The organism is Streptomyces sp. NBC_01013 (assembly GCF_045162765.1).
Classification (GTDB): Bacteria; Actinomycetota; Actinomycetes; order Streptomycetales; family Streptomycetaceae; genus Streptomyces.
Genome location: NZ_CP108687.1, coordinates 8,388,802 through 8,406,410, shown reverse-complemented (window position 1 = coordinate 8,406,410; position 17,609 = coordinate 8,388,802). Strand labels below are relative to the sequence as shown.

Annotated in this window: 15 protein-coding genes and 3 pseudogenes; 11 read left to right on the top strand and 7 right to left on the bottom strand. The window is 68.6% G+C overall.

All coding sequences use genetic code 11. The features are described 5' to 3' along the window. Positions 1-695 precede the first annotated feature (695 nt). Positions 696-1,301: a TetR/AcrR family transcriptional regulator gene (locus tag OG538_RS36275; RefSeq protein WP_406099898.1), complete on the bottom strand. Its 606-nt coding sequence runs from the start codon at positions 1,299-1,301 to the stop codon at positions 696-698. A gap of 104 nt (positions 1,302-1,405) precedes the next feature. Here OG538_RS36275 and OG538_RS36270 point away from each other — a divergent pair, with 104 nt between their 5' ends. Then, on the top strand, positions 1,406-2,347 hold the full coding sequence (locus OG538_RS36270; protein WP_406099896.1) for an oxidoreductase: 942 nt from the start codon (positions 1,406-1,408) through the stop codon (positions 2,345-2,347). 148 nt (positions 2,348-2,495) lie between these two features. On the opposite strand, the gene OG538_RS36265 is transcribed toward OG538_RS36270, so the two are convergent. Continuing rightward, complete coding sequence (locus OG538_RS36265) at positions 2,496-2,897, bottom strand: DUF6193 family natural product biosynthesis protein (protein WP_406099895.1); 402 nt, start codon at positions 2,895-2,897, stop codon at positions 2,496-2,498. 99 nt (positions 2,898-2,996) lie between these two features. Between OG538_RS36265 and OG538_RS36260 the strand changes: the two are divergent. From OG538_RS36260 to OG538_RS36245, 4 genes and pseudogenes are all read left to right on the top strand, one after another. Further along, positions 2,997-3,161: pseudogene (locus OG538_RS36260) on the top strand (NAD(P)-dependent oxidoreductase); the annotation flags it as partial. Between the two features lie 518 nt (positions 3,162-3,679). Then, a pseudogene (locus OG538_RS36255) lies at positions 3,680-4,407 on the top strand (XRE family transcriptional regulator); the annotation flags it as partial. Beyond that, positions 4,404-4,967: a GNAT family N-acetyltransferase gene (locus OG538_RS36250; RefSeq protein ID WP_406099894.1), complete on the top strand. Its 564-nt coding sequence runs from the start codon at positions 4,404-4,406 to the stop codon at positions 4,965-4,967. The pseudogene OG538_RS36255 and the gene OG538_RS36250, both read left to right, overlap by 4 nt. A gap of 324 nt (positions 4,968-5,291) precedes the next feature. Further along, positions 5,292-5,864, top strand: a pseudogene (locus OG538_RS36245) (IS110 family transposase); the annotation flags it as partial. Positions 5,865-6,301: 437 nt separating this feature from the next. Here the strand turns inward: OG538_RS36245 and OG538_RS36240 are convergent. Next, complete coding sequence (locus OG538_RS36240) at positions 6,302-6,799, bottom strand: hypothetical protein (RefSeq protein WP_406099892.1); 498 nt, start codon at positions 6,797-6,799, stop codon at positions 6,302-6,304. A gap of 151 nt (positions 6,800-6,950) precedes the next feature. On the opposite strand from OG538_RS36240, the gene OG538_RS36235 reads away from it, so the two are divergent. Continuing rightward, entirely contained in the window at positions 6,951-7,496 is a 546-nt protein-coding gene (locus tag OG538_RS36235) for a DUF5710 domain-containing protein (RefSeq protein ID WP_406099891.1), read from the top strand. 359 nt (positions 7,497-7,855) lie between these two features. On the opposite strand, the gene OG538_RS36230 is transcribed toward OG538_RS36235, so the two are convergent. Beyond that, the gene (locus OG538_RS36230) at positions 7,856-8,170 is read right to left on the bottom strand and encodes a transposase (RefSeq protein WP_406100443.1); all 315 of its coding nucleotides are present in this window, start codon (positions 8,168-8,170) and stop codon (positions 7,856-7,858) included. A gap of 381 nt (positions 8,171-8,551) precedes the next feature. Further along, positions 8,552-9,238: a type 1 glutamine amidotransferase domain-containing protein gene (locus OG538_RS36225; RefSeq protein ID WP_406099890.1), complete on the bottom strand. Its 687-nt coding sequence runs from the start codon at positions 9,236-9,238 to the stop codon at positions 8,552-8,554. A 946-nt stretch (positions 9,239-10,184) separates the two neighbouring features. Here OG538_RS36225 and OG538_RS36220 point away from each other — a divergent pair. From OG538_RS36220 to OG538_RS36200, 5 genes are all read left to right on the top strand, one after another. After that, entirely contained in the window at positions 10,185-10,991 is an 807-nt protein-coding gene (locus OG538_RS36220) for a peptidylprolyl isomerase (RefSeq protein ID WP_406099889.1), read from the top strand. 819 nt (positions 10,992-11,810) lie between these two features. After that, complete coding sequence (locus OG538_RS36215) at positions 11,811-12,176, top strand: hypothetical protein (RefSeq protein WP_406099887.1); 366 nt, start codon at positions 11,811-11,813, stop codon at positions 12,174-12,176. After that, positions 12,173-12,832: a hypothetical protein gene (locus OG538_RS36210; protein WP_406099885.1), complete on the top strand. Its 660-nt coding sequence runs from the start codon at positions 12,173-12,175 to the stop codon at positions 12,830-12,832. Before OG538_RS36215 ends, OG538_RS36210 begins: the two co-directional genes overlap by 4 nt. Before the next feature lie 264 nt (positions 12,833-13,096). After that, complete coding sequence (locus OG538_RS36205; protein ID WP_406099884.1) at positions 13,097-14,839, top strand: endo-1,4-beta-xylanase; 1,743 nt, start codon at positions 13,097-13,099, stop codon at positions 14,837-14,839. A gap of 107 nt (positions 14,840-14,946) precedes the next feature. Continuing rightward, positions 14,947-16,140, top strand: coding sequence for a MerR family transcriptional regulator (locus tag OG538_RS36200; RefSeq protein ID WP_406099883.1), 1,194 nt, complete (start codon positions 14,947-14,949; stop codon positions 16,138-16,140). On the opposite strand, the gene OG538_RS36195 is transcribed toward OG538_RS36200, so the two are convergent. Both OG538_RS36195 and OG538_RS36190 read right to left on the bottom strand, forming a co-directional pair. Continuing rightward, complete coding sequence (locus OG538_RS36195) at positions 16,031-16,768, bottom strand: type VII secretion system-associated protein (protein ID WP_406099881.1); 738 nt, start codon at positions 16,766-16,768, stop codon at positions 16,031-16,033. The genes OG538_RS36200 and OG538_RS36195 overlap by 110 nt on opposite strands. Continuing rightward, positions 16,761-17,546 (bottom strand): type VII secretion system-associated protein, encoded by a 786-nt coding sequence (locus tag OG538_RS36190; RefSeq protein ID WP_406099880.1) that lies wholly within the window; start codon positions 17,544-17,546, stop codon positions 16,761-16,763. The genes OG538_RS36195 and OG538_RS36190 overlap by 8 nt, the downstream gene beginning before the upstream one ends. Positions 17,547-17,609 lie beyond the last annotated feature (63 nt).

Sequence of the window (17,609 nt, the reverse complement as noted above, 5' to 3'; positions counted from 1 at the left end):
GCCGTCACTCCTGAGCCGCAGTAGGAGACGACCTTCGCTGCGGTGCCCTGATCGACTCCGGCGGCGGCGAAGTTGTTCCGGATCTCCTGCACGGGCAGGAGACGTCCCTGGCTTCCAGGTTCTCCCGACACGGGACGGGCACCGCACCGGGGACATGACCCGGACGCAGGTCGACCGGGTCCCGCTCTCCGCGATTGGGATGCGGTGGGCGTGAGGGGTGTCGTCGTCACTACGGCCGCCGCTCACGGCCGGCCAGCTCCGCCCTGGCACAGGTGGTGGGGCGGGCATGCCGGAGCCACAGTCGTTCCAAGATCACTAAGACGGGCAAACACCTCGCCCTTCGGTGATCGGTTCCAGGCCATGACGACGAACACTCTCCCCGCCCGGCGGCCGGTGCGCCACCTGGCCTGCGCCTGCGCCACGGCTCTCGCCGTGGCCAGCGCTGTCCTCCTGCCCGCCTCGACCGCCAGCGCGGGAACTCTCGAAACCCACGTCAGCTACGAAAGGACCGACCCGTACGGCGTGTCACCCAGTGCGACGTCCGTTTGAACGGAACCGTCAGCAGCGACGGACCCCGCCACTACACCATCAAGGGCGAACTCAGCGCCCCTTGCCACCACGGCACCCTCACCGGCCAGTCCGTGACCCTCGGGTACCGGATCTGGGGCGGCAGCTGGAAGTACAAGAGGGACCGCCTACAGCACCCCCGCCCGTGCCGCAGCCAGTGCCGCGTCAGCCGCGCGGTCCGCGGTCGCCCTGCCGACCGGCTCTCCGCTGCACACGAGCCGGAAGTAGACGGGCGCGGCGAGGGCCTTGAGGAGTTCGACGGGGTCCGTGCCCTTGGGCAGTTCACCGCGCTCGACGGCTCGGGCGATCACGGGTGCCGCCCGCCGGAAGCGGTCGTCGAAGAGCGCGCGTTTGATCTCGGCGACCTGCGGGAGGCGTACGGCGTCCGAGAGGACGGCCTTCAGCAGGGCCATGCCCGTCGGCGTGGTCATCGTTGCCACGAGCGAACGGGCCAGCTCACGCAGGTCGGTGGCGACCGCCCCGGTGTCCGGGATGGGGACGTCCGCCGCGAAGTGGGCGGCCAGCGCCTGGGCGATGAGGCCGTCGGCGTCCTTCCAGTTCCTGTAGATCGTCGTCTTGTGCACGCCGGCCCGCTGGGCGACGTTCTCGACGGTCAGGGCGGCGTATCCGCTTTCCGCGAGTTCGGCGATGGCCGCCTCCAGTACGGCGGCGCGCATCCTGCCGCCGCGTCCGACGGTGGGGGCGCGCCCGGAGGGCACTCCAGCTAGTTCCATTGCAACTCCCGGTTGCGTTAGGGGCGGCTCGTACGACAGGATCAGGCTATCGCAACTTCAAGTTGCAATGAGGCCTGCTTTATCACGCGAATCGAGGCACCCCCATGAGCCATGCCCCAGACGGGCACCGGTCACCGGGCCCCGTCCCCGACCAGACGGCACAGCTGGCCGTCGTGACCGGAGCGAACAGCGGCATCGGTTACGTCACTGCCCGCGAACTCGCCCGGCACGGTGTCCAGGTCGTCCTGGCCTGCCGCAGCCGCGAGCGCGGGGCGGACGCACTGGCGCGACTGCGTACGGAAGTCCCCGGCGCCCACGCCGAACTGCGCCTGCTCGATCTCTCCGACCTGAAGTCCGTCCGACGGTTCGCCGAGGAGTGGAGCCACGGAAGGCTCGACCTCCTGGTCAACAACGCGGGCGTCGCCATGGTCCCGTTCTCCCGCACCGCCGACGGCTTCGAGTCGCAGTTCGGCATCAACCATCTCGGCGCATTCGCGCTCACCGGGCTCCTGATGCCGTACCTGCTGGCCGCCGACGATCCGCGCGTGGTGACGGTCAGCAGCGAGGGCCAGCGATTCGCGCGGTTCGATCTGACGAACCTCAACGCTGAACGCCGTTACCGAACGGCGTTCGCCTACGTGCAGTCCAAGCGGGCCAACCTCTACTTCGCCATGGAACTGCAGCGAAGGGCCGACGCCGCCGGCGTGAGCCTGCGCAGCATGGCCGTTGCCCCCGGCCTCACCCGGTCCAACGTGCTGACCGGCGGCGCCAACAGCGACCGCGGCCGCCTGTACGCACTCCTCACCCGCCTGCTCGTACGCGTCGCCTTCCGCCCGACACCTGACGGCGCCAGGACGTCCCTGTATGCCGCGACCGTCCCCGGTCTGCCCGGCGGAAGCTACGTCGTACCCGACGGACCGTTCCAACTGCGCGGCAAGCCCGTGCTGCGCGACCGGGAACGAGCCATCCGAGACGCGCCAACGGCCCGCAAGCTGTGGGCGCTCTCCGAACGGCTCACCGGGGTGCGTTACCGGTGGCGCACCTGATCAGTGTGCGATCACGAGAGGCATCCAGGGCGCGAACGGGCGTGTGCCACTACGGTATCGGGCGCGGCGGCAATGCGGGCCGCTCCCGGTGACCCGTCTCAACGGGGTTTGACGGGCGCGGCAGGGCGGCTGCGGCTCTGCAGCAGGTTCAGTCGGTGGGCTTCCCCAGTGGGAGCCATGGCCCTTCGAAGGCGGGCCCGCAGCCGTCGGGCAGGTGAGCCACCACCAAAGCGGCCGCCTCCTGCGAGGTGAGCGACTCACCCAGAACACGCTTCGACGCGCGCAGGGGCGCGTACACGATGCACGCTTGCGCGTTGCAGGCGATAGACGGCAGGTCGTTGCTCCACTGCACGTGCGGTTTTTTTCCGGTGCGAGCGCCCCAGGGCTCGGATACGGAACAGAGCCCGCAACCGAGGTTCGGCGTAGGCGGCCTCTGCCACCGCGAGATTGCCCCTTCGCACCCCGGGAGGCCTCCCCGGTATCCCCGCCACTTCTGCTCAACCACCGTCTCCCCAGCTATCCCGCGATCATGACGCCCAAGATCAACCATCACAACCCGCCCCGCCGGATCGACCCGGCCCGCGGCGCCCTGCGCGGGCGAGGGACGAGGCGAGCCGCGGTGGTGGCTTCGGGCTCGACGGTGGCAGGAGTCCACGCCCACGGCAACACGCCCGACTACTACCGCGCCGTCACCGACATCCGCTGGACCAGTCTCACCCCCACCGCCACCATCCAACCCGGCGAACGCACCGGCACCTACCGCACCGGCCTCGACGACCTCGTCACCGACACCGACGGACAAAGCCGCATGTCCAAGCACGCTTTCTGGTTCGAGCCCTTGAACTGTGTGCACACGAGTGTGTTCTTCGGCAGCTTCGGCCCTCCTGCCTGACTGTTATCCCCACAGCGTCTCCACCGTGACACCGGGCGCCCTACCGTTCTCGCCAGTCCACGTCGCTTCCTTCCACTCGCTTGCCCATGCCCGGTCCCCCGGCAGCGGCACCCGCTCCGGGGAGGCCCCCGTGTACTCGATGACGATGCAGTAGTCCCTGCTCGCAGTACACCGGTGAGTCTCCGCAATGGGCACCGGCAAGGGCGCCGCCTGTGCAGATACCGAGGCCGGAGCAAGCAGTGCGGCACCGACCGCCCATGGCATGATCTTCCACATGCCTGGTCAACGGGCACCTGGACCGAGAGCGCAGCCGGCTCCGAATCACCCGCACGAGGCCTGAGACCGAACTTCCTCCGGCTTGATAGGTGTTCCCTGAAAAAACGGGCTGCGGGGGCGGGCGCACAATGGCGCGTCGCCGGGGTGGTTGGGGCAGGGAGCCGGCTGGTTTTCCGTCCTCCGCGATGTGGGCAGCAATCGACGGCCGCCGCTACGTCGACGCCCAGCGCCACATGCGTGAAGCCCAAGCCCTCGCCGAGATGTCCGGCGACCAAGCCATCAAGTTCCGCATCCGGAGCCACACCGGCAGCATGTACCGGCACAGGGGACGCCCGTCCGACGCCTTCGCCGCAAACGAAGTCGCACGCGGCCTGCACATCACGCGCCGCGACCCCATGTTCGCGTCACCCGGCCTGGCGCGGCACGCCGCCATCCACGGCGCAGCCCAAGAACGCACCGGCACCAAGCGCGCCTTCGACCAGGCCCAAGAGGCCATAGACCGCGCCGACCCGCACGCGTCCCGCCCCGTCTGGCTGGTCGCCTTCTACGACCAGGCCGAACTGGACTCGCTCGCGCTCTCGGCGTACCTGGCACTCGGGGACTATCAGACAGCAGAGGCCCACGCCCCCGCTGCCTGGCCGGGCTGCGCCCCCACATGGCCAGGTCCCGCACCATCACGCAAACGAGGCTCGCGCACGCCCAGCTCGCCCAGGGCGAGGCCGATGCCGCCGTGGCTGCGGCAATGAAGGTTCCCGCAGCAGCGGCTACTCAACATGCCCGTGTATCCCGGATGCTGAACGAGTTCGGGGCTGCCCTGCGCGCGACCGCGCCGGGCAGCATCAACGTGCAGACCTGGACCGAGCACACAGCCGCCTGGAGGACCAGCGCATGACCACGGCACCCGTTATCGAACTTCGTCAGTTCACCAAACTCGACGGCGCCCGCGACGACCTGATCGACGTATACGCCGAAGTGCGGGTGCCGCTGCTTCACCTGCCGAACTACGCCATCACGGGGTTCGGTGAGCGACTGGACCGGCATGGCACCGAGCCCGGATTCGTCGCCGTCCTGGCATACGCGGAAGGACAGCCGATCGGGTACGCGTACGGCAACCGCATCAAGCACAGAGATCGGTACTGGCAGCGAACCAGCCCGGAGCCGCCGGCCAGGTACACGAAGAGCCCCGCTCTGGCCATCAAAGAGATCGGCGTCCGGCCGAGCTGGCGCAAGACAGGCACCGCTCGACGCATCCACGATGCACTCCTGCTGGTTTCCAAGGAGCCGTACGTGACCCTCATGGTCAACAAGGCGGCCGGCGACGGAAAGGTGCACGCCCTCTACCGGGCCTGGGGATACGAGGACATCGGGCGTAGCCAGCCCTCGCCCGCCTCCCCGCTGCTTGAGGTGATGGTCCGCGCCAGCGACGGAGGCGCGATCGCCCCCACCTCCTGACCGGCCCCAACAAAGACGCCCCGCTCGTGATGAGCGGGGCATATTCGTCGGGCCCACGAGCGGGCAGCACAGCGTCTTTATGGCCCCCCGTTGCCTTTTTGGCTCCGCAACGGGGCTACCGGCCTTCGGGTCCGGCATGACTTCCCCCCCTTGTTGCGGTTGATGATCCGGGGGGTGGTGTCACTGGGCCCGGAGGCGTCGACGGACCGCTGATGAGGGGTTTGAGCACCGGCTTACCCGGGCCGGAAGAGCTCTCCGTCACGTGGGTGTGGCAGCTCGGTGCCGAGGCAAGGCCGGACGAAAACGTGATGGAGGGGCCTGCACGTGATCGACATCGGCAACATCGACGTCTTCCTCGGTCTGGACGTCGGCAAGAGCGAACACCATGCCACTGCCGTCACCCCAGCCGGCAAGAAAGCCTTCTACAAACGGCTGCCCAACACCGAGCCCAAGCTCCGCGAACTGTTCGCCAAGCTGCAGGCCAAGCACGGAACGGTGCTGGTCGTGGTCGACCAGCCCGCCTCGATCGGCGCCCTGCCGCTGGCAGTGGCCCGGGACATGGGCTGCCCGGTCGCCTACCTTCCCGGGCTGACGATGCGCCGGATCGCCGACCTCTACCCGGGCGAGGCCAAGACCGACGCCAGGGACGCGTTCATCATCGCGGACGCGTCCCGCGCGATGCCCCACACGCTTCGGGCCATCGACGGCGAGGACGAGACGATGGCCGAACTGGAGATGACCGTCGGATTCGACGACGACCTCACCGGCGAAGCAACCAGGGTCGCCAACCGGCTGCATGGGCTGCTGACTCAGATCCATCCGTCGCTGGAACGGGTCCTGGGGCCCAGGTTGCAGCACCCGGCCGTCCTGGCCCTACTGGAACGGTTCGGGTCACCATGGTTGTGCGCCTCACGTCTCGTCACTGGCGCGCTGCTGCGCTTCGAGGTACATGGTGATCGCCTGCTGCTGCTGTTCCGGCGTCAGCATGACCGCGGCGGGCTTCGCGGGTGCGGGCGTGGGGGAGATCAGCCAGCGCGAACCGACCACGGCCAGACCCAGAACGGCGAGGACGATAGCCCACGACATCTGCGTTTCGCCGGTGTCGCGCTGCTCCTTGGCGGCGTCGTACTCGTCAGCTTGGGTGCTTTCGTATCCGAGGATGTCGCCCCACACGGCACTGGAGTTGAGGTCCATCCTGTTGGAGCCGGTGACCTCGTTTTCGTCGCCGACGAGCCAGAGGATGCCGCCGAGGATGGCGACGGCAAGGCCGGCGAGGGTGATGGTGAGGCGTGCGCGTCTGGGGTTGCGGGTGGAGATGGGCATGGGTTCGGTCCTCACTGCTCGATGACGAAGTAGATGGCCCGGTTCTCGTCCACTTTCTCCAGCAGGCCGCTGTCAGCCAGGCGCCGGTACACCTCGCGAATGTACTTCTCGGAGGGGTGGTATCCGGCGTCGCGGAGTGTTTGGACTCCGCGGCTGGGGTCCCAGGTCCCTCCGAGCGCGCGGAGGGTCTTTTCCAGGGCTTCCCGCTGACTGTTCTCGGCCTTCTGGACCTTGGCCATGTGGTTTCGGATGCTGGCGGGGGCGCCCTTGTAGTCGCAGTGGTCGCACACCAGCCAGCCGCCCTTTTGGACAGCTGCGTCGACTACGGGGTTGTCCGGTCCGTAGCCCTGGCTGACGAGGAGCTCGGCGACGGAGCCGCTGTGGTGGACGGCGAGGTAGGCGGCTTCGGCGATCTTGTCGTGGCCGGCGGCGAAGAGGCGGCCGAAGCCGATTTCGGTGCCGCAACCGCAGTAACAACGGCCTGTGTGACTGGCGTTGGCGTTTGTCATCGCGCCAGCGTAGCGACTCCATGACTGGATGGACAAGACAAGGAGTCCAAGGAATTCCAAGACTTGCGTTCGGTTGTGTCAGTCGGCACCCGGGGCAGCAACTCCCAGCACCAGGAGCACCCTTGGCCCATGAGCACCAACCGGCACCCGTATGAGGTCGAGGCCATCGCCAGACCCGACGGCAACACCCCGCCCGCGGCCGAACCACCACCGGACGATGCACCCGCCCCGCCGGCCTGGCCACGCGAACCCGGAGCCCGCCCCACACCACTGTCCCGGCTGCTGTGCCCGTGGTCGATTCCGCGCACAACAGGGCAGCTGTCAGCGCCTTGCCCTGACGTGTCCAAGCAATGACATTCGGTCAGTGCTAGTGGGGCACATGACTGTTGAACGGTCCTGGTTGGACGTCGCGTACGCGGAGAAGGACCAAGCGAAGGCGGCAGGTGCCCGCTGGGATGCCGCAGCTCGGCGGTGGTACGCACCGCCCGGCAGGGAGGGAGCGCTCGAATTTCCGGGCCGTACTCGTCGAACCGGAAAACGAGGTACCGGAGGCGACTACGGGGTGCTCGCTACGCATCCAAGTGATGATGTCGCCGATGTGGTCTGGTACCTGGCCGAGTTGTCCGTGTTGGAGGGTGAAGTAGGTGAGTGGGCACGGCAGTGCCACGGCCTGATGGTGGCCCGTGCCTCGAGCTGAGCTTCCACCGTTTCGCCGTCCCCTCACACGGGTGCAGGGCGGGTGGGGAGGGTGTTGGTCGGGCTTACGGCCGTGGACAGCTGTATGTCGGCAACCACGACGATGCCGGGGCCCGTTGGCGCGGGCTCCACCGCGTCGGCGTCAAGGTCGAAGTAGGCAGTGCCGCACCCGCACTTACAGCGGGTTTTCACCCTGAGGTGGGGCACCTGCCGTCGAGGGCGACGTGAATAGGCTCGTCCGGTTCAGGACGAGGTCAAGCACGTCGGCTATGTCCTCGGACAAGCTGTCGGTCATGCCGTCACCGTAGCTGACCAGCAGCTTTGGGCTTCAGCATATCTTCGTGTCCGTCGACCCGACGCTCACAGGGCCAGGTCGGTGCCGGCGAGGCAGCCGTCGATGACCTCCGGCCGGTACTGCAGCATCTTCAGTTTGCGCTTCACGGCGCGGGTGATCTGGCCGAGGTCGGCCGCAGCAAGGTTGCCGATGTCACGCTTGACCAGCGACCAGATGCCTTCGGTCGGGTTGAGGTCCGGGGCATAGGTAGGCAGCTGGAAAACGGTGAGCCACTCGGCGTTCGCGTCGATGAACTCGCGTATGCCGGCTGTCAGGTGCAGGCGGACGTTGTCCCAGACCAGCACGATCGGTCCGCCGAGCTGGATGCGAGCGCGGACGATCAGGTCGCGGAAGGCGCGCCAGCCGAAGCCTTTCGGCTCGTCCTTGCGGCCCCGGTACTCGCGGATCGCGTAGATCAGAGGAATAGCCCTGGAGGGAGCCGAGGGAGGTCTCGTGTGAACGATCCGCTGTCCATCGGCCGCCCTGTCATGCCGAGGTCGTTCTCACGGTCCCCGGCGCTCCGCGCCTGCTGGTGCTGTGCGCGGCTCATTCAGGTTGTGGCGTGGGCGCGTGTGGTGAGGTTGGCTGCGCGTGCCGCGGCTTCGGATGGGGTGCTCCGGCCCGTGGGGCGAGCGTCCGAACCCCGGGAGCGAGGGCTCCCGGGGTTGTGGCCGGCGAACCCGTGGACCACGCCACCGGGCGTTGCCGCGGCGGTCGGTTGCTCAGGGGTGAGCCGAGACGAGCTCCACGAGAGCGTCGGCGGCAGGGCCGGAGGAGGCAGGGTTCTGGCCGGTGATGAGGAGGCCGTCCTGGACAACGTAGGGCTGCCAGTCCGCCTGCTTGGCGTAGTGGCCGCCGAGCTTCCTGAGTTCGTCCTCGACGAGGAAGGGGACGACTTCGGTGAGCTGGACGCCTTCCTCTTCCGTGTTGGTGAAGCCGGTGACCTTCCTGCCCTGTACGAGGGGCGTGCCGTCTTCGTTGCGGGTGTGGCGCAGTACGCCGGGGGCGTGGCAGACCAGGGCGAGGGGCTTGCCGGCGCGCAGGGTGGTCTCGATCAGGCGGGCGGAGTCGGCGTCCTCGGCGAGGTCCCACAGGGGGCCGTGGCCTCCTGGGTAGAAGAGGGTGTCGTAGTCGTCGGCGTTGACGGAGTCGAGGCGGATGGTGTTCGCCAGTGCGGTCATGGCTTCGGTGTCCGCCTCGAAACGGCGGGTCTGGTCGGTCTGGGCGTCGGGCTCGTTGCTTTTGGGGTCCAGCGGCGGTTGGCCGCCCTTCGGGGAAGCGAGGGTGATCTCCCACCCTGCCTCCTTGAAGCGGTAGTAAGGGGCGGCGAGTTCCTCCAGCCAGAATCCGGTGGCACGGCCGGTGTCGCCGAGCCGGTCGTGCGAGGTGAGGACGACGAGGACCTTCATGATGATGTTCTCCTCAAGAGAATGGGAGTCTGAGTAGACGAGCCGTGTTCGCGTCGTCGCGAAGAACTCGGTCAGGGCACGATGCCAGGCAGCAGTGAGCCGCCCGTGCTAGGAACCGAGGGAAGCCAAGGACAGACCTGATTGCCCTCGACGCTGTGGGGAGCGGGCAGGTCCTGAGCGCACCCTCGATCCCCGCGTAACGGGCTGGGGGCAGCGCCGGACATTCGCATTCAAGCCGTTGTCCGTACCCACCGGGACACGCCCCATGACCTTCGTCCTTCCAGCAGTACACGCCACGCTGTACCCGTCTTTGCCGCGCTCGACACCTTGCACCCTGCGACTGGCCCACTCGGGTAGCCAACCAAACCAACAGCGTCACGGCAGCGGGCTGAGGAAGCCGAGGACCATCGCCGCCGCACAGGCGAAGCACTGCCCGACAAAAACCAGGCTCGCAACACGTACCGGCGGGCTCGCGCCGCTGAGCTGCACTGTCATTCTGCTTCCCCGGCTCGCATCGCGAGCGGACCACGCAGAACCGGCGAGTTGCGCTGGGAATCGTCGCACCTTGGGTCGAGGTGCACGCGGCTGACGTGCGCGGCCTCCTTGCCCTGCACACCGGCCACGCCAAGCGACCTCGGCCGCTGTACCAGCCGCCGCAGCTGGAAATCTCTTCGAGCCCGAGGCACACAAAGGCGGCTGCCGGTCCGGCAGCCGCCTGGTGGTCGCTACCGCTCGGTCAGCCGCGGACGATGTTCTGCGCCTGCGGCCCCTTCCGGCCCCGCCCGATGAAGACAGCGTGGTCAGGTGCTCTGCTCGGGTGGCGTGAGATCGGTCGCCGGCCGGAGCCCTATGCCCGGCCCGTGACGACATCCGTGACGACATCCGTGACAAGGTCAGTGAGGAGGTCCGGCTGTTCCCTGCTCTGCTCTGATCGCGAAGGAGGCGAATGTGGCTTGCGGACGGGTACTCGCCCGACAGGCCGCGCCTTAGACTGCGACCGCTCCGAAATCTGACGATCTTTGGGAGGGTGTGCAGGATGAACCATGGCCTCATGACCGCGTTGACGGCATTGACGTTGGTCGTATCCGGGGGCGGCGTCACCGCCTCCGCTTCCGATGCCCCGCCGCGAACCACGCACGGTCCTTGCCAGTACTCCCAGACACCGGACGAGCCGGCGGCGCGGCCGGTTCCCCTGCCGCCCGACCCGCGGCACACCCCCAGTCACGGCGCGATCGATATGGCTGTCCCGACCAGCCAGGGGCCGCTCCCCCTGCGTCTGGACCGGACGAAGGCACCATGCACGGTCCAGAGCTTCGTGCACCTGGCGCGGCACCGGTTCTACGATCGTACGGTGTGTCACCGGCTGACGGCGTATCCGACGCTGAAGGTCCTGCAGTGCGGCGACCCGACCGGCACCGGCGAGGGTGGACCGGGGTACGCGTACAAGGACGAGCTGCCGGTGGACCTGCCGCCGGCACCGAGTGATCCGACCGGCACCCGTCGCCTTTACGGGCGCGGCCTGCTGGCGATGGCCAATGCCGGGCCGGATACGAACGGTTCGCAGTTCTTCGTCGTCTACGGTGACTCCACGCTGCTGCCGAACTACACGGCGTTCGGTACGGTCGGCGCCGCCGGCCTGAAGACGCTCGACAAGATCGCTGCCGGCGGAATCGAGCCGACCGAGCAGAATCCGGCGCCTGTCGACGGCACGCCCGTACTGAGGACCGAACTGCGCAACGTCCGGCCTTCATGAACCCTGCTCCGTGTCACCGCTGGATCCGGCTACGGGCCTGGCCCCACGGTGACGCGGAGCCGCCGTTGCCTATTCGGGTAATCCTCAGCCACCGCGAGCGCCGACCCTCGTGGCCCGCTTCGCCGCGGCCGATCCCCAAGCCGAGGGACTGAACTGAGGCCCGTCAACTGGGAGGTGTTGATCAGCTGGTCAGCAGAGGTTGACGGGCGTTCAGGTTCGGTGGTTCGGCCGTCTCTCGCGCGGCACAGTGCTTCTCCTCGAACTCGAGAGCAGGCCGGCGTCGTCCAGGCGGTGACTGGATCGGCTTACTCACGCCGCAACGCGGTGATCCGCTTGCTGAACCGGCACGGACTCAGCCCGGTGAACGGACCTGTTCACGAAGGCTCCGACGCCGCAGGGCGGAGCGGGAAGTCCGGCTGCAGCCATGGCGGCGCCGGGTTCCATCGGGTCGGCGCTCAGGAGCACGAAGGCCACATCCCGCTCGCCCAACCACGCAAGGAGCGCGTGGAACCCCGTCGTGAGCATGTTCTGATGCCCGCGGGTTGATCGACAAGCTCGTCGGCGTCGGGCTGTACGGGCACAGCCAGAGCGTGCAGGACCTAGCCTGCCGGCCAGGCTTCACGAGGCGCCCGTCGCGCGCTGGGCCTGCCGCAGGCGCACATTTGTGGGAGTTCACACGTCAACTGCGTTTCCGTGCTGCGATCCGTGGAGGTGGCCCGTCGTTACCACACGCGCCCCGGCGCGTGCCCCGGGGAACGGGTGCTCGTACTGGGCGGGGATCACAGCAGTGTGTCCGACATGGCGCGGATCGTACCTGGCGTGACGGTTGTCGGCGACGCCGTCGCCGCAGTGGTCGTACAGAGCGCTTACAACCACGGCTTCCCGCGCTACCGCTACCTGTCCGGCGGCTCGGTACGCGATGGGCGTTTCCACCGGAACCTGCGCATGACCAGGCAGGAGTCGAACCACTTCTCCCCCTCCTGCGTCGGCCATCTCATCGAGACCCTGCGTGACGCGACGGACGCCAGGGGCCTCACCCTCGCGGACGTTGAGTGGATCATGCCGGATCTCTCCAGCAACCTCTTCTGGCGCAACTTCTGCCAGACGCTGCTCGTCGAAGTGGCGTCCGAGTCCTCCGCCGCGCCATCGGCAGAGCACGTCACACAGGGAGGGAGACAACGGTGACCTCACCGTATATCGACTCGCCGGCCGTGACCGTGCGCGAGCAGCCGCGACTGCGGTCGTCAGCCGGGCTCCCCCGTAACCAACTGCGTCGGCAAGTGGCGGAGCTCATGGTCCGTCGGCGAGGCGTACCGCTGGAACGGATGGCTGTCACGCAGCCCGCCGACAACGACATCACGGACGGCGGCGACTTCCTCGTCATCCAGCGGGCGCTGGCCGCGCTGGGCCCGCAGGAAGAGGACCAGACGCTGTATCTGGTGTGCTCCGGGCCGCTACTCGACCCACTGCTCGCGCCCCTCGCCGCGGCGATCCACAACCTCGGATGGCGCGGTGACGAACTCGGCATCAGCCACCTGGAGGAGCAGGGAGGCACGCAGGTGTTCGGCTTGCTCGCCTGGACCGTCCCGCAGGACGCCGGGGCGACCGTGGAATCGTCGGCGACCCGGCCCATGTCGACCCGCTCACTGAGAGCCCGGCATACGCCGCCGTCAGCATGCGACTGCGCCGTCAGGGGCCACTGCGGGTCCACTCCTGGACCGAGGGGCGGCCCCAGGACCGTCAAGGAGTACACGTACGTGACAGAGCCAAACCTTTTACTGACCCTCACGGGGAACGGCCCCGTGCGCTCAGCCTCGCTGAGTACCGGTTCCGGCTTGTGACGGTCCGGCGGCGGCTCGTCCGCCAGTCCCACCATCCGCCGGTCAGCGAACCGTGAGCGTCTTGTGTACCGTCTCCGTGGATACCCTGAAGTTCGCTGGCACACGCGTATTTGATGCGCCTTCCGCGCAGGCCGCAACGATCCGGGCCCGCTCCGCCACACGAGCCGGGACGTGCCACACGAGGCCGCCGTTGCTCACGTGTGATGAACTGTGGCCCGGTTACGAGACGTTGATCTCGTCTCGAACAAGAGAGCGGGAGGGGCCGTGGGCCTTGGTGGGGGGCCGTGGCAGCGACTGACCGCCGTGGTGCTCGTCATGGCGGTGGCGGCCGGGTGTACGGGACAGGGCGAAGGCGCGGGCGGCGGAAACGGCGAAGACCTGCTGCGGAACCACGACTGGACGCAGATGCCGGGCACCACCGCGCGGAACGACATCCTGCGGGTCAGTGCATTGGATCGGCACATCGTGGAGCAGGATTCCTCCGGCGGCCAGCCCAACCCCCCGCTAAACCTGGCCGGCCCGCATCTTAGGTCCGATGGCGACTTCACCGTCACTGCGCGCATGTCCGGTGTGGGTGACGATGGCGGCGACTCGTGGCTGCGGCTGTACGGACGGGTTCCGGTCATCTACGACGAGTGGCGGCAGGAGCGGCCCTCACTCCGCATCGGCGTAACCGCTGACGGACAAGTGAGCGTACAGATATGGGACGGCGAGGGCGATGAGCCGGCCACCTCCGAGGATTTCGACTGCGGCTGCTCCGGGACGGTGACGCTCGCCGTATCGAGCATCGGTGACACATTCCGCGTGAAAGCCGACGGACGGCGGCTGGGAACCGTGCAGGACCCGGGGGTGTTCGCCGAGGGCACTGTCTGGTTCGGTCTGGAGGCGGACGCGGGCGAAGACGAGCGCCGCGAGGGATGGCGTCTGACGCAGCTGATCGCGCGGGCAGAGAGCGGTGACTCGCTCCGCGTCATCAAGGCGCCGCAGCTACGCCAGGAGCAGTCCGACGACTCGCTGCGTGCACGGGCCGCAGACGTGGGGCGGCCGTTCGATGTCGGCACCGCCCTGGCCGAGAACCCGCTGCTCACCGACTCACGCTACCGGGCACTCGCGGGGAGCCAGTTCTCCATGCTCACTCCGGAGAACGCGTTCAAGCCACAGTTCCTCCACCCACGCCGGGGCATCTACGACTTCCGCGACGCGGACCTACTCGTACGCTTCGCCCGCGCAAACGACATGAAGGTGCACGCGCACACCCTCGTCTGGCACGAGGCTCTGCCCGACTGGATGCGGGAGGACGACGACCCCGAGGAGGTGCGCCGGACCATGCTCCGGCACATCGCCACGGTCGCCGGGCACTTCCAGGGAAGGGTCGCGGAATGGGATGTGGTCAACGAGCCCATGTCCGACGACGAGAAGAGCTACACCAACGGGGATCTCGGTCTGCGTTCCGAGCAGAGCCCGTGGTTCGAGGCCATGGGCGAGGAATACATCGACGGGGCGTTCAGGGCCGCCCACCGGGCCGATCCGAAGGCACGGCTGTTCCTCAACGAGTACGGGGTCGAGGAGGAAGGCGAGCGGTGGGACGCCCTCTACGATCTGGTCAAGCGGCTCAAGGATCGCGGCGTACCGATCGACGGCGTAGGTTTCCAGAACCATGAGTACGCACCCGGCGACCGCATCGACCATGAGACCTTCCGCAGCCATGTGCGGGATCTGGCGGAGCTCGGGGTTCAGGCGCGGGTGTCGGAGATGGACGTCCCCATAGGTGAGGACGAGGAGGACGGGCGGCAGACCCAGGCTGATGAGATGGCGGGCAAGCTGCGGGTCTGCCTGGAGGAGCCGAACTGCACATCGTTCTCCACATGGGGATTCACCGACCGGTACGGTTCCACCGCCGACACCAAGATCTATCCTCCGCGCACGGCCGATTCCCTGCCGTGGGACGCGGCCCTGCGGCCGAAGCTGGCGCACGAGCGCCTGCTCGAAGCTTTTGACGAGACGTGAGGAATCCAGGTGCGATCTCTCGGGTTGCTGTCGATGGTAGTGAGAGTCAAAGAGCGTCTTGTTCCGCCAGGGGCGTTTGATAGGGCGGCGAAGTTGAGCAGGTCACGGTGCCCAGCGCCGGGCACAATCGCCCGCCAGAACGATGTTCTCGCGCCGCAGAAGGCCGTGGGGCCGGGGCAGCAAGGGCCGCAGCCACTCCGCGGCTTGGGTGCCCGCGTGGAAAGGCTCCGCCTGGACGGCTTCGGCGTCGCTGTCGGCGCGGTAGACAGTCCAGGTTGTCAGGCCCTGCACGAACTCGGCCGGGTAGTACTGGCCTCAACGGCCACGCCATCGACCGTCGAACGGGCCCCCAGAGTCTGAGCATCGGACAGGTCGCCGAGCGCACCGGTTTGAGCGTTCACGCGCTGCGCTTCTACGAGCAGGAAGGCCCCTTCGTCAACGCCGTGCGACGCGGGCCCGGCGGGCGCCGTATCTACTGCCAGGACGACGTGGAATGGCTGAACGTCTGCATCATCCTCCGCGCCTCCGGCATGCCCCTGACCGTGCTTCGCCGGTACGCCGACCTCGTCAGGGAAGGCGCGGGCAACGCGGAGGAGCGGCTCGCGCTCATGCGTGAGCACCAGGAGCGGGTGACCGCACAGATCGGCAGTCTCACCGAGTCGTTGGACCTGATCAGGTTCAAGGTCGGAGTGTATGAGTTTCTCGTCAGCCAAGGCGATGCCGCAGTCCGGCAATGCCACGGCCCGTCCCTTCCACCTGGCGAAGCGCGCACGCCAGGCCTTCGCCACGAAGCGATGGTCGAGTATCCGGCACCGCGCACGTTCGCACCGCGCTCGCCCCACAGGAACGCTTCGCCCTCTATCGGAGGTTCTGCCTCTAGCGAGGGCCTGGCCGAGAGCCGGTTCTTCGCTGACGGGTTCACCGGCAAGAACACCCTCCTCGCGCAGACCGCCGGGCGGTGGACCCGCCTGGGAGTCGAGCCGTTCCACCGGCGCGACGGTGCCAGCCGCCGGCACTGGCGGAGCTTGATCAAGTCGACCGAGCGCCAGCTCGTGCCGGCCGAACACCGCCCTGGCATGCTCACCGACCTGGAGGACTATCTGTTCGAGCGCACCACCGGACCCATCGGTGCCTACTTCACGCTGCTGGTCTGCGGCTGCTACCGCGCGATCCGCACCGGCTCCGAAGCGCTCACCCGCGATCTGCTCGACCATGTCCGCCTGGACGAAGCCTCTGAGCAGGCTCGCCACCAGCTGCCCGGTTCGGCGCCGTCCCGCCCGGCTCGCGGGGCTGCGTCATGAAGCCGCTCGCGCTGTCCGCCGGAATGGCGCTCGGCGCTGTCACGGCGCCGTGCAGCATCTCCGCCAGCCCGTCCACGGCCAGCACCATGCTTACGGCGGCCGTGCTGTTGAGGCAGAGGTGGTGGCCGGAGGGGACGCGGCCGAGCAGGTCCACCACCGGCATCCGTTCGAAGCCCAGCTGCCCGGCGGCCTGGAGATGACGGGGGGAGGTGAAGACCGGCACCACCGCCGTGCCGTCGGGCGCCGACGCGCTCACCGGCTCACCGTCCGCCGTGATGAGCACCGCGACCTCGGTCCTGGCCAGCGCCGAGGTGACTTCCTCCACCGGGCCGTACCCGGTGGTGGCGAGCTGGATCGCACGGTCCACGTCGTCAGCGGGCTCCGGCCATCCCATCGCCTCGGGTGACGGCCTGTAGTCCTCGTTGTCCTCCCATTCGACGATCTCGCCCTCGGAATCGGAGCGCCACTGGCCGATCACGGCCCACTCCGGCGGCGGGCCGTCCCCCTGCCAGGCAGGATCGGCCAGGTAGAGCCAGTGGTCGGGTGCCAGCCGGGCGGCCTGGACGAACTCCTCGGGGGGTACGGGATCCTGGGGGGCGGCGGGAGTTGCGGCGCCGGACTCACTCATCTTGGCCTCGCTTGCTGGGGGTACCTGAATCGGTGCGGGAGCGCCCGGTGGACCGGGTCCGGTCAAGGGACGCGGCGGACGCCCGCTGCCCCTGTTCACGCAGCTCGTCCGCGGGGAGGAGCAGGGAGGCCGGGGCCGACGGGCTGAGGAGGAGCACGTCCCGGCCGGACGGCAGTAGGTCGAGGAGAGCGGGAAGCGTCATCGTCACGTGCGCGGGAATCCGGTCCGCCGGCGCCCCCGGCGGCGGCGATGTGAAGGCGGGCACCGCGTGTGTGCCCCCGGGTATCCGCGTCCGTGCCGGCTCCCCGTCCTCGGCAACGCACACGGCCACGGTGCCGGCTTCCGCGATCGCCTCGGCGACGTCCTCGTCCGGACCGTATCCGGTGGCGGCCAGGTGCAGGGCGGCGTCGGCGTCGTCCACCGGTGGCGCCCAGCCGAGCGCGGCGGGCGAGGGCCGGTAGTCCGGGTTGGCCTCCCAGGAGACGATCCGGCCCCGCGCGTTGCTGCGCCAGCGGCCGAGCACGGCCCACGGGGGCGCGGGCTCCTCGCCCGTCGCGCCCAGCCAGTGCCGGTCGGTCACGGACAGCCAGTGATCGGGCGCGGTGAGAGCCGCGGCGACGATGTCCTCGGGCGGGACGGGGAAGTCCGGCTCGCCGCGTGCGACGGTGACGGGCGGCTGCGCGGCCACGGGGGCGGACACCGCGGCGCGCCCGGGTGCCGCACCGGAGGCCGGTGCGGGCCCGGGGGCGCCGTCCGGCTGTCCGCTGGTGGTCGGCATGGTGTCACTCCATACGGTCGCGCCGCGCGAAGGCCCGGCTGGCTGAGGAAGGCACGTGGACAT